The following is a 14,162-nucleotide window of genomic DNA, read 5'->3' as shown; positions in this document are numbered from 1 at the left end:
CCGCCCGACGGAGTGGGGACGGTGGCTCCCGAACCTATTTCCGTCCCGTCGCTGCAGAAGGAGACGATGGAGCGTCCGCGCGCCCCTACCCTCCTCGTCGCGCTCGCCGGCGCCACGGTCGGCCTCGCCGCACTCGCGACGCCCGCGGCCGCGCAGTCGGTCAACCGTGCAGCCATCGACGACCTCAACACGCAGCTGCTGTACGTGGCGCTGCCGCTCACGCTGTTCGTCGAGCTGACACTCGTCTACGCCATCTACCGCTTCCACGACAACGACGACCCGAAACCGACCGTCGACGACCCCGCGCTGGAGACGACGTGGACGGCCGCGACGGCCGTCATCCTCGTCTTCGTCGGCGTCTCGGCGTACTTCGTGATGGCCAACCCCTACATCACGCCCGCGGCCGCCGGGAGCGCCGACGTCGCGACGCCGGACCAGGCCGACGACCTCACCGTCGAGGTGGTGGCCTACCAGTGGGGCTGGCAGTTCACCTACCCGGAGGCCAACGTGACCACGCGGAACCGACTCGCCATCCCGGTCGACCGGGACGTACGGTTCGAACTCTCCTCACGTGACGTGGTCCACTCCCTGTTCGTCCCGAAGCTCGGGGTGAAGCAGGACGTCTTCCCCACCGGCGAGGCCGTGGCCCGGACACGGGCGACGAGGACGGGCGAGTACAACCTCTACTGCACGGAGCTCTGTGGCTCGGGCCACGCCCGCATGGACGGGACCGTGCGCGTGATGAACGAGAGCGCGTACGGGGACTGGCTGGACGCACGGCGGTAGCCGCCGAGAACGCCCCCCGTCGGGTCGAGAGGACCGTTACTCGTGGACCGTCACGTCCTCGATCTTCGCCTCGACCTGGGGCTGGTCGTTCCGGTCGGTCGGGACCGCACCCAGCTCCTCGACGGCGTCCATCCCCTCGACGACGTGCCCGAAGACGGCGTGCTTGCCGTCGAGGTGGGGCTGGGCGTCGAGCGTGATGAAGAACTGCGAGCCGTTCGTGTTCGGCCCGGAGTTGGCCATGCTCAGGATGCCCGGGCCCGAATGGGTGAGGTCGTCGTGGAACTCGTCGTCGAACTGGTAACCCGGGCCGCCGCGGCCGGTCCCGGTCGGGTCCCCGCCCTGGATCATGAAGCCGCCGATGATACGGTGGAAGACGGCGCCGGCGTACAGGGAGTCGCCTCGCGTCTCGTCGCTCTCCGGGTCCGCCCACGTGTTCGTGTCCCGCGCGGGCTCGGCGTCGGCGGCCGGGTCGTGTCGTGCGAGGCCGAGGAAGTTCTCGACCGTCTTCGGCGCGCGGTCGGCGAACAGCTCGATCGTGATGTCGCCGTGGGTCGTGTGGAGGGTCACCTGCGGGTTGTCCGGGTTCGTGACGTCGTGGTTGTCAGCCATATCCGGAGGCAGGAGTGCCTGGCCGAAAGGTGTGTGGGTCCTGGGCCGAGCCGGCACCCCATGCGTGGCTACCGTCCGCGACCGAGCTGGGCCCGGACCACCTTCCGTTCGGCCTTCCGGAGGTGCTCGGAGGCCGTGCTCGGCGCACAGTCCAGCGCCGCGGCCACCTCGTCGCGGGTCGCCTCGCGGGGGACCTCGTAGTAGCCGGCCTCGAACGCCACCGCCAGGGCCTCGCGCTGGCGGTCCGACAGCCGACCCGGAACCGCGGCCCGACCGAGGTCGTACTCGCCGACCCGCTCGATCTCCGTCTCGACGGCCTCGGGGATGGCATCGACGGCCGCCTGCAGCCGCTCCAGCGACCCGACGAGCCGGATCGAGACGGAGCCGTCGGCGGCGTACCGGAGCGGCGAGACGACGACCAGTCCCGGCCGCGAGAACGTCTCGAACAGTTCCCACTCCGTCGGGTGTGGCTCGGAGTGGACGTAGGCGTACCCCCGGCCACCTCCCACGTCGGTCACGTCGTGGTCGAGCACGATCTCCCGGTCGGCCAGCACCGCCCCGAACGCGTCGAGGTCGCCGTCGAGGTAGAGCAGGACCGTCGACCGCGGGGGCGCGAGCGACACCGTCCAGTCCAGCATCAACGCCTCGCGGAACAGCGACCCGTCGGTGAGCGTCGGCACCAGCGGATGCAGCAGCACGTCGTCGCCGGTGAGCCGGACTATCAGGTACCGCATCCCGTCGGAGTTCCGACCAGATGCAGATAAACTACCCGACGCACGTCGGCAGCAGCGGTGAGTCGCCTCGCGGCCTGTGCTCACGTATGCAGGTGTTCATCGCCGGGGCGACTGGCGTACTGGGACGTCGACTCGTCGCCGAGTGCGTCGAGCGTGGCCACGAGGTCGTCGGACTGACCCGCGACGACCGTGGCGACGAACTCGTTCGGGAGCGGGGTGGCGAACCGCGCTGCGGCGACGTGTTCGACCGCGAGAGCGTGGTCGAGGCCGCCGCGGGCGCGGACGTGCTGGTCCACGCGGCGACCGCCATCCCGACCGACACCCGCCCGAGCGACGAGGACTGGGCCCTGAACGACCGGGTCCGGCGCGAGGGGGCCGAGAACCTCGTGGCCGCTGCCGGAGCCGTCGACGCCGGCCGCGTCCTCCAGCAGAGCGTGGTCTGGGTGGCCCGCCAGCCCGATGGAAGCCAGTTCGACGAGACCGACGAGCCACACCCGAACCGCGTCACGCGGTCGGCGCTCGACGCCGAGCGCATCGTCGAGCAGGGGGCCGAGGACCACGGGTTCGACCCGGTCGTTCTCCGGGGCGGCTGGTTCTACGCGCCCGACACGGCCCACACCCGGCAGTTCGGGGAGGGCCTGCTCTCCGGACGGCTGCCCATCGTCGGCGGTGGCATCCTCGGGCGGCAGGACGCCACGCTCTCGTTCGTCCACGTCGACGACGCTGCGCGGGCGTTCGCGGCCGCCGCCGAGGGCGAGGCCACGGGCACCTTCCACGTCGTCGACGACGACCCGACCACGCTGGCGACGTTCCTCCGGGCGCTCGCCGACCGGCTGGACGCCCCCGAGCCCCGACGGGTGCCGAGCTGGCTCGCGCGGTTCCTCGTCGGGAAGGCCTCGGTTCGGCTCCTCACGAACTCGATGCCGACCACGAACGAGCGGCTGCGCGAGGCGTTCGACTGGGAACCCGCGTACCCGACCCACCGCGAGGGGCTGGACCAGGTGGTCGAGCGGTGGCGCGAGACCGGGACCATCCGGGCGACCGGGGAGGGATACGAGTGGACCGCACCCTCGCCCTGACGGGCGCCCTCGCGGCGCACCTCGTGGTCGCCGTGGTGCATGGCGTGAGCCACGGACTGCTCCCTGTGGGACTCGCGCCGTGGCAGAACGCGGTCGTCCTCGTCGCGGTGTTCGCGGGTCCGGTCGCCGGCGTGGCGCTCGTCCGCCGCGGGCACCCGCTCGGGCTCCCCCTGTTCACGCTGACGATGGCCGTCGGGCTGGTGTTCGGGGGGGTCTTCCACTTCCTGCTCGAGAACCCGGACCACGTCCACGCGCTCCCGGCCGGCGCGTGGCGGCTCCCGTTCCAGATCACGGCGGTCGGCCTCGTCCTCACCGGCGCCGTCGGGACGGCGCTCGGTGGCTGGCACTGGTGGCGACGGGGCTGAGCCGGCCCCGGGACTGGGCTACCGGAGTTCGCGCGTCTCGTCGACGCGGACGCCGTCGTCGAAGGCGAGCGCGAGCGGTTTCGGCGGAATGGCGCCGCGGCGGAACTTCCTCACCACGAGCTTCCACGAGACCCGGTCCTCGACGAGCATCCGCAGGTCGAGCACCACGTCGGCCAGCGCGAGCGTCAGGTCGCGGCCGTCCGGCGTGTTCGGGACAGTGTGGGCGTTGAGGACACCGATGCCGCCCGCCGACCGGAGGCCGCTCACGAGGCCATCGAGGAAGGTGCGGTAGTCGTCGCGGTCGGCACGCTCCAGCGTGTTCACCGGGTCGACGACGACCGTCTCGCCGGCCGAGAGGCTCGTGAACCGGTCGTCCGGGCCGGAGAGCAGGTCGCCCCGACGGACGTCCTGCATCCGGGTCGGGCTCTCCTCCCCGTCGCGGAAGTCGAACTCGTCGACGCCGGTCGAGGACGCCGACATCGTCTCGTCGACGGCACTGCCCGAGCGGAGCGTCGAGTAGTAGCGCGCCGGGTGCGCGTCGGCGAAGGCGTAGGCGATGCGCTCGGCCGGTGAGTCGGCATCCCCGGTCACGGCCACGAGGCTGCCCGGCGGTACCCCGCCGTCGGTCGCCCGGTCGAGCCCCCCGATTCCAGTCGACAGACGTTCGTCACTCACGTCCACGACGCGGTTCCTGACCGACAAGTCAGTTCCGCCGTGTGTAGCCGGGCCCTTTCACGTCTCGACCGGCCGCGTGGCGCCCGTCAGGCCCCGCCCCCGTCAGCGACGGTCGGTCGGCCGCCGAGGTCGAGCGGGACCGGCTCGGTCGGCGGCCGGCCGTGGCGGAACTTCCCCACGTCGAGGTAGCTCCGCGTCCCGTCGGGGTCGACCTCCCGGTGGAGCACCAGCGTCGTGTCCGCCCGGGCCAGCGTCAGGTCGCGCCGGAGGGTGCGGGGCGTGGTCCGGGGGCAGTGGCAGACGGCGACGCTCTCTGTCGTCCGGCAGTGACGCTTCAGGTCGTCGAGGAACGACCGATAGCGGTCCTCGCCGGCCCGCTCCAGCTCCGTCGCGGGATCGACCACCACCGCCGACCCCGCGTCGAGGCCGGAGAGGTGGTCGGCCGGCGCGTCGAGCAGGGCGTCGGCGTCGACGGCGCGCACGTCCACGCGGCCGTCCGGCAGGTCGACGGCGGCCATCGCGCCGTGGACCTCCGCGGGCGGCCGGAGCGTCGAGAGGTAGCGCGTCGGGTTCGCCGTGCCGAGCGCGTACAGCAGGCGTTCGGCACCGGACGTGGGCGGTGCGACCAGCGCGACGAGGTCGCCGACCGGGAGGCCGCCGCCGAGCGCGTCGTCGAGACCGGCCACGCCGGTCGGGAGCCGCTCGCGGTCGGCGGGCGGTGTCGCTTCGGACATGCGCAGCCCTCCACCCGGGCGCGGTGAAACCCTTCGGGTGGTCGGCGGGACCGCTCACGGGGCGCTCGCGCCGGCGCCCGACCGCGAGCGGACCCGGTTCGCGACCCAGCCGCCGACACGGCCGCAGGCGGACCCGAAGACGGGGGCGAGACACAGAACCACGGCCGCGGCGAGTCCGAAGAAGGCGAGCCGGGACAGCGGCCACGCCGCCGTTCCGCCTGCGAGGGCAGCAGCGGCCTGCGTCGCGGCGAACGCCACCACCTCGACGACTGCACCGACGAGCCCCGCTCGGGAGCCGGCAGCCGCCGGCGCCGCCCCGCGACCCGCGGCGACGGCGCCCGCGACCAACGCGCCGACGAGCATGATGCTCCCGCCGAGCGTCGCCGCCGAACCGGGCGTCCGGTTCACGATGACGGCGACGGGGAGCGACGCGAGCGTCCCGATCAACGCGGCCTGCCACACTGTCGGGAGGGACCGGGCGCGGAGCGGCGAGCGGGCCATCCGTACGTGGCCCCCACGGGCGAACGGCAAGTGCCTTTCGCGGGGTCACAGGGCCGGGGGCCAGCGACCGTGTCTCAGAAGTCCTGCAGTTCCTCCAGGGTCGCGGCCGCCGCGCCCGAATCGAGCGTCTCGCGGGCGGTCTCGAGGCCGGTGTCGATGTCGTCGGCGTCCCCGCGGGCGTAGATACGGAGTGCGGCGTTGAGCGCGACCGCGTCGGCGAAGCGGTCGGTCCGGTCGCCGTGCAGGACGGCCTCCGTGATGGCGGCCGAGTCCTCGGCGATGTCGTCGACCTGCAGGTCCTCGCTCTCGAAGTCCATCCCGTAGGCCGGCGTCTCGATGTCGAAGTCCTCGACGTCGTCGTCGCCTGCATTCCACACGGCGACCTTCGTGCTCCCCGGCCGGATGTCGTCGTAGCCCTCCAGCCCCTGGAACATCACGACGCGGTCCATGTCGGCCGTCTCGGCCTGCTGGAACGTCTCGATGATGCGGACCGCGTAGGGAAGGTGGTAGAACGAGCCCAGGTGGACGCCGGCGTCCGCGGGGTTCGCGAGCGTCTCGATGGTGTTGACGAACGTGCGGACGCCCATCTCGTCGCGGCGGTCGAACAGGTCGACCACGCCGGGGTTGAAGTTGGGCTGGAAGTAGTAGCCGAACCCGACCTCGTCGGTCATCGCCGCCGACGCCGCAGGGTCGAGGTCCGTCCGGACGCCGAGTTCGTCGAGGACCTGCTTGTAGGAGTCCTGCTTCTGGGTCGGGACGCGGTCGCCCGAGTGGGCGACGACGGGCGTGCCGGCGGCCGCGGCGACCACGCCGGCCGCGACGCCGAGCAGCGCGGTCCGCCCCTTGCCGTCGTAGTTCGCGCCGCAGTCGACCGGGTCGCACTCCGGCGCGTGCTGGACGACTGACTCCTCGGCCATCACGTCGACGTAAGCGCCCAGCTCCTCGGGCGTGTTGCGCTTCCAGCGGTTGGCCAGCCAGAACGCCCCCAGCGTCGTGGGGTCGGGCTCGCCCGCGAGGATGCGGGTGAACGCGTCCCGGGCCTGCTCGCGGGTCATGTCGTCGGCGGACTTGTGTCCGGAGCCGACGACCTCCGTCATCAGTCGCTTGAGGGGCCACTCCCCGAACTCGGTACCGGGCTCGGTCGCTTTCGCCATACCCGACCTCCGGCCGGCGGCGTCAAAAACACCCCGCGTCGCTCCCAGGTTCCTGGCACGCATCCGACTGTCGGCCTCACCGGATGTCGGTGCCGGGACGGCGGCTCACTCCTCGTCGGTGTCCGCCCTGATGCGTTGGGCCTTCGCCGGCCCCACGCCGTCGGCCGCCGTCAGGTCGGCGACCGAGGCCGCACGCACGTCGGCCACGGACTCGAAGCCGGCGGCCCGGAGCGCCTCGGCCGTCGTCGGGCCCACGCCATCGAGGTCCGTCAGCGCCCGGTCGGCCGTCCCCGAAGCGTCGTCGTCGGGAGCCGTCCCCGGAGCGTCGTCCCCGGCCTCCGTGACCTCGACCTCGACGGGGCCGTCGTCGGCCGCCGCGGAGCCGGCGTCCGCGACCGCGGTCGACTCGGCCCCGGTGTCCGTCTCCCGGGACCCGTCGGCGGCGTCGGTCACGTCGATGCGGACACCCCGGGAGGCCCGGCCCTCGGCGTCGGCGTCGCGGGTCGCCGGGCCCGCCGGGAGTTCCGGGTCGACGTTCGCCAGGTCCGCGGTGAGGTCCCAGAGCAGGCGCGCCAGGGCATCGTTCTTGGCGGTCCGCGCCGGGTCGGTCAGCTCCCGCTTGTCGAAGTACTCGCCGGTGACGCCCTCGACCTCGGAGGCCGCCGCGAGGTAGGCCAGCGCGCGACCCCCATCCTCGACGCTGTCGGTCACGCCCGGGATGGCGGGCAGGGCCGAGAGGGCGTCGGCCCCCAGCGACAGCGGGAACGGCAGGTCCCGGGTGAAGTTGCTCTCGGGGATGTTGCCGGGGTGGAAGCAGTTGGCGGTCGCGGGGCCGAGTCGACGGGCGAGTTCGCGCGTGAACAGGACGTTGCAGAGCTTCGACTCGCAGTAGCGCTCGACCGCCGGCCCCGTCAGCCCCCGCTTGCGCTCGACCATGTCGAGGTCGAGCTGGGCGAAGCGATGCGCGACCGACGCCGTGTTCACCACGCGCGCGTCCGCGGCCAGGTGGTCGGCCAGCTCGTGTGTGAGGACGTACGGCGCGACGTGGTTGACGCCGAAGATGGTGCCGAACCCCTGCTCGGTGCGACCCCGGTAGCTGGTGTAGAGCCCGGCGTTGTTGCAGAGGACGTCCAGCTCGTCGGTCTCGGCGCGCACCGCGTCCGCGAGGGTCCGCACGGCCTCGAGATCCGTGAAGTCCGCCGGGTGGAACGACGCGGTGCCGCCGGCGTCCTCGACGGCGTCGACGGTCGCCCGCCCGCGCTCCGCGTCGCGCCCGTGGACGAGGACGCGTGCCCCACGCGCCCCGAGGCGGATGGCCCCGTCCTGGCCCACGCCGCTGGTCGCGCCCGTCACGAGGACCGTGCGTCCGGAGAGGTCCGGTAGCTCCATGCCCGGTTCGAGGGGCGCGAGCCTAATGCCAGTTCCCGCGGTCATGGATGGGGGTTCTTTGTCCCCCACTCGCCGGGGGCGACCTCGCCGGGCGGCCCCGTGTCCCCGTCACCGCCACTGCACCCAGCCAGCCCGACCGATGCGGCCGCCGTCAGCGCCGCGGTTCCTCGCCGGAGTAACCCCCGCCACCGTATATTTCCCACACTTACGAGTGGCGAATAAAACCACCGCCGCTCAGGGCCAGTTCGAGTCCACGTCGACGAGGTCGGCCGACAGCGCCCACAGGCGCGTGGCGAGGTCCTCGTTCCGGGCCGTCGGCGAGGCGCGGGCCTTCCGCCGCTTGTTGAAGTACGCGCCCGTGACGGTCACGTTCGGGTCCGCGGCGAGCTTCGCCATCGCCTCCCCGCCGTCCTCGACGGTGTCGCTCACGCCGGGGACGAGGTCCAGGCTCTCCCACAGCAGGTTGCCCGGGAACGCGAGGTCCCGGCCGACGCCGCTGCCGGGGATGATGCCGGGGTGGAAGCAGTTGCACTGCTGGCCGTCGTCGAGCCGGCGCGCGAGTTCCTTCGTGAACAGGACGTTGCAGAGCTTGGAGTTGGAGTAGAAGGCGAAGCCGTTCAGGCCGGTGGCCTCGGTGACGCCGGTGGCCTGCCCCAGTTTGCGGAGCGGGGCGAGTTCCTTCGCCCCCGTGATGCCCGGCACGCCGGTCCGCCCGTGCTCGCGGATCTCCTCGAAGTCGATGTCGCCGTTGCGGTGGGCGACCGACGCCGTGTTGACGACCCGCCCGTCGTCGGCCAGCAGGTCGACGATCTCGTGGGTGAGGAGGTAGCCCGCCAGATGGTTGACGGCGAAGTGTAGCTCGAAGCCCTGCTCGCTCTCCCGGAACTCGTTGATCGCGAGGCCGGCGTTGTTGCAGAGGACGTCCAGTTCGTCGACCTCGTCGCGGACCTCGTCGGCGAACGCCCGGACGGCGTCGAGGTCGGCGAAGTCGGCGGCGTGGAAGGAGGCCTCCCCACCCGCCTCCTCGACCTGTGCGACCGTCTCGGCGCCGGCCTCGGCATCGCGGCCGTGGACCAGCACGCGCCAGCCGTCATCACCGAGCCGGACCGCCGCGTCCCGGCCGATTCCGCTCGTGGCGCCCGTGATGAGTGCCGTCGGCATGCCTGGTCGCTCGGCCTTGCGTGGTTTCACCCTTTGGAGGCCGGCAGCATTCGTCACCGACGGGAGCCACCGGCCGGCCGCGGCCCGGGCCCGGTCGCCCGCGACCGACGGAGGCAAGTCCCTCGCACCCGTATCCCGCCCAATGAGTTCGCTGGGGACCGGCGGGAGCGAGGACGGGGACTGGCGTGCCGGACTCGACGAGGTGGACGCGGCGCTCGTCGACGGCTACCAGTCCGACTTCCCCGTCGTCGAGGAACCGTTCCAGGTCGTGGCCGCGGACCTCGGCATCGAGGAGGCCGAGGCGCTCGAACGGGTGCGGGCGCTCCGCGAGCGCGGCGTCTTCCGCCGCTTCGGGGCGGTCCTCAACCCACCCGTCATCGGCTCGTCGACGCTCGCCGCGGTCCGGGCGCCCGAGGACCGCTTCGACGAGGTCGCCGAAATCATCAACGGCTACCGGCAGGTGAACCACAACTACCGCCGGAGCCACGAGTGGAACACCTGGTTCGTCGTCACCGCCGGCAGCCGGGAGACCCGCGACCGCATCCTCGAGGAGATCGAGGAGCGCACGGGCTGTGAGGTGCTCGTGCTGCCGATGCTGACGGACTTCTACATCGACCTGGAGTTCCCCGTGGTGAACGGGGACCGGTTCGCCCGGGAATCCCTGCAGGAGACCGAGGTGGACGCGACCCGCATCTCCGAGGAGGCGACCGCGGACTTCAGCGACCTCGAACGGCGGCTCCTGCTGGAGATCCAGGACGGCTTCCCGCTGACCCGGACGCCGTACCGGGACATCGCGGCGGCCATCGACGCGCCCGTCGACGACGTGCTCGCGGCGGTCGAGCGCCTGCTCGCGAACGGTTGCATCAAGCGCATCGGCTGCGTGGTCAACCACCTCGTCACCGGCTTCGACGCCAACTGCATGGTCGTCTGGGACGTGCCCGACGACGAGCTGGACGCCCGCGGCGAGGCCGTCGGCGCGCTCCCGTACGTGACGCTGTGCTACCACCGACCTCGCCGCCCCGACCAGGACTGGCCGTACAACCTGTTCACGATGGTCCACGGCCGGGAGGCCGATGCCGTCGACGAGAAGGTCGACGAGCTGGCGGCCGAACACCTCCCGTACGAGCACGAGCGACTGTTCTCGACGGAGACGCTGAAGCAGACCGGCGCCCGCTACGACGACATCGTCGGCGACGGCGCCTGAGCAGCCGGTGCCCGAGACCCCGCCGCGCCCTCCGAGATCGACGAGGCCACGGCTATCCGGGGGAGTCGACCGCAGGAGACCGCCGCACCGTCGGCTACCGCCAGCCCTCGAGATCGAGGGCCTCCCCAGCCTGCATCGAGAGCCAGGCACCGTCGCGACAGATCGCGGCGATGACGAACCGGTCGTCGTCGACGGAGCCCATCACCTCACAGTCCGGGGCCAGTCCGGACGCCCGGGCGGTGTCGGGTGACATACTGTGACAGTAACTGACAGTCCATTATAAACGTGCCGGATATCGACGCCGAACACGGCTCCACCTTCCGGCTCGTCCCCGGCAGAGAGTGGACGAACGGTCAGTCTCCGGGCGTTCATGTGAATCACGTGCACGGTTGGTGAAAACGGCGTTTCAGCTTACGGTAGCTATTAGGGCATATACCAGTACGTTCGACTGTATGGCACGCGGATACGGCGAACTGGCATCAGACCACGACGTAGCGACGCGTCGGTAATCCTCACGACAACACACACGATACATGACCGAGAACGACAAATCGCGTCGGAAGTTCCTGAAAGCCACCGGTGCCACCGCCCTGGCAGCCGGTATCGCCGGCTGTTCCGGCGACGGCGGCGACGGCGACGGCGACGGCGACGGTGGCGCCAGCCCGACCGGCAGCCCGACGCCGGTAGTGAAAGAGCGAACCGAGATCGTCCCCGGCTCGACGGCGGTCGAGAAGACCGGCGAGTACTCCTTCCAGATCCAGCTCCGCGACCCCTTCGCCTTCGCGGTGTCCGTCCTGGCCTACTCCGCGTTCTCCATCGTTCCCGAGGGGATCGTCGGCGACATCCAGGGGTACGACGGCGACATGAGCTACGAGGAGTTCTCCACCGGCAACCCCGTCGGCGCCGGCCCGTTCCGGTTCGACAAGTGGGAGTCCGGGGACGGCGGCGAGTTCGCCGCGACCGCGTTCGAGGACTACCACGGTGAGCCGGCCGACTTCGACCTCCAGGACGCCATCATCGCCTCCCCGACGGCTCGGTACAACTACTTCCTCAACGAGAACGCCGACGTGAGCGGTATCCCGACCGAGAAGTACGAGCCGAACAAGGTCGACCTCCCCGACGGGGCCGGCCAGCGGACCGGGACCTACGGCCCGCTCGAGAACGACAAGACGATCAACATGTCCCGGACGCCGACGATCAACACCTTCTACGTGGGCTTCAACATGGAGAAGGTGCCGAAGGCGGTCCGGCAGGCGATGGCCTACGTCATCAACCGCGAGGCGTTCGTCCAGAACGTCTTCAAGGCCCGCGGCGCGGGTGCCTACCACCTCACCCCGACGCAGATCTACCCGGGCGGCGCCGACGCCTACCAGGAGCACTGGCAGGGCTACGACGGCTCCGACACCGGCGGCAGCGACTTCGAGGGACTGAGCGGTTACCCGTACAGCCCCAACGAGAACGACATCGCGGCCGCGAAGCAGGTCATGCGTGAGGCCGGCTACGGGCCGGACAACCGCTTCCAGCTCGACTGGCTCCAGTACGAGAGCGGCACCTGGAAGCAGATGGCCAACACCATCCGCTCGCGGCTGGAGGCGGCCTACATCGACATGAACATCAGCTCGGCGGCGTTCGGGCCGCTGCTGAACCAGACGGAGAAGGGCCAGCACGAGGCGTACACGCTGGGCTGGATCGCCGACTACCCGGCGCCCCAGAACTTCCTCCAGCTGATCGACCCGCCGAACACGATCTACGACGCCGAGGGCTCCCAGCCCAACGGCGCCCGCCTGTTCTGGTCCGAGGACGCCAACGACGACGACGGCGTCCGCGAGTACATGATCGAGCAGTTCGACCGCATCCAGAACAACCCGGGCACCTCCGACGAGGCCCAGCAGATCCGCGACGACGCCGCGGCCAAGATGGAGGAGGGCCTCTGGGCGTCGGCCGCGCTGATCCCCATCTACCACCGGACCGACGACCTGTTCTGGTACGACACGGTCGACTACGAGTCGCCGGGCGCCATGGGCGCGTCCCGGTCGAAGGCCATCAACTCCGTCAAGGGCCTCGACAAGGACACCCTCAACGGCATCTCGGGCACGTTCAACTCCCTCGACCCCATCGCCTCCGGGAACACCGCGAGCGGTGGGAAGATCATGGACATGTTCGACGCGCCGTTCAACTACCCCAACGGGTCGCCCGAGACGGAGAACCTCCTCGTCGAGGACTTCGAGGTCAGCGACGACCTGACGACCTACGAGTTCAAGCTCAAGGAGGGCGTCCAGTTCCAGGGTGACTACGGCGAGGTGACGGCCGACGACGCCGTCTACTCCATCCGCCGCCTGGTCGAGTCGGCGAACTCGACGAACACCTACTTCCCGCTCTCGGTCCTCAACATCGACCGCGAGACGCGGACGGTCACCTACACGGCGACGCCGAGCAGCGAAGAGTAAGCGGTCGGGGTCACCCCACCGTTCGTCCCGCGGATTTGAAGTGTACTCGCATCCGAACGGCAGATACGTCTCGATACGATGATTCCACACGAACGATTTGACGACCGTCCACGGCCAGCCGGTAATCGGTGCCACGTCACCCGATTCGACGACCGTGGCCGCCGGGGAGGACGCCACACTGGCAGACGCCAGGGGGGTGCCCGACCGTGAACCGCTCGCTCTACATCCTGAAGCGGCTGGCACTGGCGCTTCCCGTGATCCTGTTCGGGCTCACGGTGACGTTCCTGATCCTCTACCGGGGGCCGCTCGACCCGGCGAACGCCATCCTCGGCCGCGACGCCGCCCCCTCGGACGTCCGGCGGCTCCGGATCGCCCTGGGCTACATCAATCCGGACGGGTCGACGGTCCCGCTGTGGGAGCAGTACTACGGCGTCATGTCCGACCTGCTGACCGTCGACTTCGGCAAGTCCTGGGCGGTCCAGCGCAACGTCGCGGTGAGCCAGCTCATCATCGGTCGGATGCCGGCGACCCTCTGGCTGGGCTTCTGGTCGGTGATGGTCGCACTGGTGGTGGGCATCCCGGTCGGCTTCTTCGCGGGACTGCGCGCGAACACGCTGAGCGACTACGTCGCCTCCGGTGGTGGCATCATCTGGCGGGCGATGCCGAACTTCTGGTTGGCCGTCATCCTCGCCGGGAGCCTGACGGCCGGCGGCCTGATGTCGTGGTACAGACACTGGCCATGCGGGCCGGAGCAGGTGAACTGCGTCTGGCGGACCGACGTGGTCTCGACACCGGACGAGGTGAACAACCTGTTCTCGACCATCGAGCTGTTCAACGGCATACCGGTGCTCGAGATGCTGTTCATCCCGATTCCGAACGCGTTCAACATGGTCATCGCGTTCAAGTGGATCCTGCCGGCCGCGCTGGTCCTGGGGTCGGCGTCGATGGGCAACGAGATCCGGATCGGCCGGACCGCGGTGCTGGAGAGCATCAATTCGAAGTACGTCGAGACCGCGAAGGCGAAGGGCCTCTCTCCCCGGCGCATCATCGTCAAGCACGTCGGCCGGAACGCATCGATCCCGCTGCTCCCGGTCATCATGGGGGAGTTCTACCTGCTGATCGGCGGCTCGGTCCTGGTCGAGAAGGTGTTCTCCATCAACGGCCTGGGGAACCTGTTCTTCCGGGCCATCGTCGTCCCGGACATCCCGGTGGTGATGGCGCTGGTGTTCATCTTCGTCGTCATCAACCAGGTGTTCAACATCACGCAGGACCTGCTGTACACGGTGATCGACCCGCGGGTCACGCTGGAGGACACTGGATAACC

The 14,162-nt window shown here is 70.6% G+C and carries 15 protein-coding genes; 6 read left to right on the top strand and 9 right to left on the bottom strand.

What is annotated here, in order from left to right; genetic code table 11:
• Nucleotides 1–66 precede the first annotated feature (66 nt).
• Nucleotides 67–786, top strand: a complete 720-nt coding sequence (coxB, locus tag P2T62_RS03215; protein WP_276260050.1) for a cytochrome c oxidase subunit II — start codon at nucleotides 67–69, stop codon at nucleotides 784–786.
• Nucleotides 787–822: 36 nt separating this feature from the next.
• Here coxB and P2T62_RS03210 read toward each other — a convergent pair whose 3' ends face one another.
• Both P2T62_RS03210 and P2T62_RS03205 read right to left on the bottom strand, forming a co-directional pair.
• Nucleotides 823–1,395, bottom strand: coding sequence for a peptidylprolyl isomerase (locus tag P2T62_RS03210; protein WP_276260049.1), 573 nt, complete (start codon nucleotides 1,393–1,395; stop codon nucleotides 823–825).
• A 68-nt stretch (nucleotides 1,396–1,463) separates the two neighbouring features.
• Nucleotides 1,464–2,129 (bottom strand): helix-turn-helix domain-containing protein, encoded by a 666-nt coding sequence (locus P2T62_RS03205; protein WP_276260048.1) that lies wholly within the window; start codon nucleotides 2,127–2,129, stop codon nucleotides 1,464–1,466.
• Nucleotides 2,130–2,215: 86 nt separating this feature from the next.
• Here P2T62_RS03205 and P2T62_RS03200 point away from each other — a divergent pair, with 86 nt between their 5' ends.
• Nucleotides 2,216–3,208, top strand: a complete 993-nt coding sequence (locus tag P2T62_RS03200; RefSeq protein ID WP_276260047.1) for an NAD-dependent epimerase/dehydratase family protein — start codon at nucleotides 2,216–2,218, stop codon at nucleotides 3,206–3,208.
• The gene (locus P2T62_RS03195; RefSeq protein WP_276260046.1) at nucleotides 3,187–3,573 is read left to right on the top strand and encodes a hypothetical protein; all 387 of its coding nucleotides are present in this window, start codon (nucleotides 3,187–3,189) and stop codon (nucleotides 3,571–3,573) included. The genes P2T62_RS03200 and P2T62_RS03195 overlap by 22 nt, the downstream gene beginning before the upstream one ends.
• 18 nt (nucleotides 3,574–3,591) lie before the next feature.
• Here P2T62_RS03195 and P2T62_RS03190 read toward each other — a convergent pair whose 3' ends face one another.
• The 6 genes from P2T62_RS03190 to P2T62_RS03165 form a co-directional block, all read right to left on the bottom strand.
• Entirely contained in the window at nucleotides 3,592–4,248 is a 657-nt protein-coding gene (locus P2T62_RS03190) for an RAD55 family ATPase (protein WP_276260045.1), read from the bottom strand.
• A gap of 86 nt (nucleotides 4,249–4,334) precedes the next feature.
• Nucleotides 4,335–4,982, bottom strand: a complete 648-nt coding sequence (locus P2T62_RS03185; protein WP_276260044.1) for an RAD55 family ATPase — start codon at nucleotides 4,980–4,982, stop codon at nucleotides 4,335–4,337.
• A 54-nt stretch (nucleotides 4,983–5,036) separates the two neighbouring features.
• Nucleotides 5,037–5,483 (bottom strand): DUF5518 domain-containing protein, encoded by a 447-nt coding sequence (locus tag P2T62_RS03180; protein ID WP_276260043.1) that lies wholly within the window; start codon nucleotides 5,481–5,483, stop codon nucleotides 5,037–5,039.
• Between the two features lie 74 nt (nucleotides 5,484–5,557).
• On the bottom strand, nucleotides 5,558–6,637 hold the full coding sequence (locus tag P2T62_RS03175; RefSeq protein ID WP_276260042.1) for an anthranilate phosphoribosyltransferase: 1,080 nt from the start codon (nucleotides 6,635–6,637) through the stop codon (nucleotides 5,558–5,560).
• Between the two features lie 105 nt (nucleotides 6,638–6,742).
• Nucleotides 6,743–8,071, bottom strand: a complete 1,329-nt coding sequence (locus P2T62_RS03170; RefSeq protein ID WP_276260041.1) for an SDR family NAD(P)-dependent oxidoreductase — start codon at nucleotides 8,069–8,071, stop codon at nucleotides 6,743–6,745.
• 189 nt (nucleotides 8,072–8,260) lie between these two features.
• Nucleotides 8,261–9,187, bottom strand: coding sequence for an SDR family NAD(P)-dependent oxidoreductase (locus P2T62_RS03165; RefSeq protein WP_276260040.1), 927 nt, complete (start codon nucleotides 9,185–9,187; stop codon nucleotides 8,261–8,263).
• A 142-nt stretch (nucleotides 9,188–9,329) separates the two neighbouring features.
• On the opposite strand from P2T62_RS03165, the gene ahbB reads away from it, so the two are divergent.
• On the top strand, nucleotides 9,330–10,391 hold the full coding sequence (gene ahbB, locus P2T62_RS03160; protein ID WP_276260039.1) for a siroheme decarboxylase subunit beta: 1,062 nt from the start codon (nucleotides 9,330–9,332) through the stop codon (nucleotides 10,389–10,391).
• Between the two features lie 94 nt (nucleotides 10,392–10,485).
• On the opposite strand, the gene P2T62_RS03155 is transcribed toward ahbB, so the two are convergent.
• The gene (locus P2T62_RS03155; protein ID WP_276260038.1) at nucleotides 10,486–10,644 is read right to left on the bottom strand and encodes a DUF7556 family protein; all 159 of its coding nucleotides are present in this window, start codon (nucleotides 10,642–10,644) and stop codon (nucleotides 10,486–10,488) included.
• 280 nt (nucleotides 10,645–10,924) lie between these two features.
• Between P2T62_RS03155 and P2T62_RS03150 the strand changes: the two genes are divergently transcribed.
• Together P2T62_RS03150 and P2T62_RS03145 are read left to right on the top strand one after the other, a co-directional pair.
• Nucleotides 10,925–12,838: an ABC transporter substrate-binding protein gene (locus P2T62_RS03150; protein WP_276260037.1), complete on the top strand. Its 1,914-nt coding sequence runs from the start codon at nucleotides 10,925–10,927 to the stop codon at nucleotides 12,836–12,838.
• Between the two features lie 206 nt (nucleotides 12,839–13,044).
• Nucleotides 13,045–14,160 carry an ABC transporter permease gene (locus tag P2T62_RS03145; protein WP_276260036.1) on the top strand — a complete coding sequence of 372 codons (1,116 nt, stop codon included), beginning with the start codon at nucleotides 13,045–13,047 and terminating at the stop codon, nucleotides 14,158–14,160.
• Nucleotides 14,161–14,162: the final 2 nt, after the last annotated feature.

This window comes from Haloglomus litoreum (assembly GCF_029338515.1).
Taxonomy (GTDB): Archaea; Halobacteriota; Halobacteria; order Halobacteriales; family Haloarculaceae; genus Haloglomus; species Haloglomus litoreum.
Note: the sequence above shows the minus strand (reverse complement) of the source record. Positions and strands in the feature narration are given on the sequence as shown.

Coding starts and splice junctions, on each gene's coding strand:
- coxB (WP_276260050.1), top strand. CDS start 67: ATGGAGCGTCCGCGCGCCCCTACCCTCCTCGTCGCGCTCGCCGGCGCC.
- P2T62_RS03210 (WP_276260049.1), bottom strand. CDS start 1,395: ATGGCTGACAACCACGACGTCACGAACCCGGACAACCCGCAGGTGACC.
- P2T62_RS03205 (WP_276260048.1), bottom strand. CDS start 2,129: ATGCGGTACCTGATAGTCCGGCTCACCGGCGACGACGTGCTGCTGCAT.
- P2T62_RS03200 (WP_276260047.1), top strand. CDS start 2,216: ATGCAGGTGTTCATCGCCGGGGCGACTGGCGTACTGGGACGTCGACTC.
- P2T62_RS03185 (WP_276260044.1), bottom strand. CDS start 4,982: ATGTCCGAAGCGACACCGCCCGCCGACCGCGAGCGGCTCCCGACCGGC.
- P2T62_RS03180 (WP_276260043.1), bottom strand. CDS start 5,483: ATGGCCCGCTCGCCGCTCCGCGCCCGGTCCCTCCCGACAGTGTGGCAG.
- P2T62_RS03175 (WP_276260042.1), bottom strand. CDS start 6,637: ATGGCGAAAGCGACCGAGCCCGGTACCGAGTTCGGGGAGTGGCCCCTC.
- P2T62_RS03170 (WP_276260041.1), bottom strand. CDS start 8,071: ATGACCGCGGGAACTGGCATTAGGCTCGCGCCCCTCGAACCGGGCATG.
- P2T62_RS03165 (WP_276260040.1), bottom strand. CDS start 9,187: ATGCCGACGGCACTCATCACGGGCGCCACGAGCGGAATCGGCCGGGAC.
- ahbB (WP_276260039.1), top strand. CDS start 9,330: ATGAGTTCGCTGGGGACCGGCGGGAGCGAGGACGGGGACTGGCGTGCC.
- P2T62_RS03155 (WP_276260038.1), bottom strand. CDS start 10,644: ATGTCACCCGACACCGCCCGGGCGTCCGGACTGGCCCCGGACTGTGAG.
- P2T62_RS03150 (WP_276260037.1), top strand. CDS start 10,925: ATGACCGAGAACGACAAATCGCGTCGGAAGTTCCTGAAAGCCACCGGT.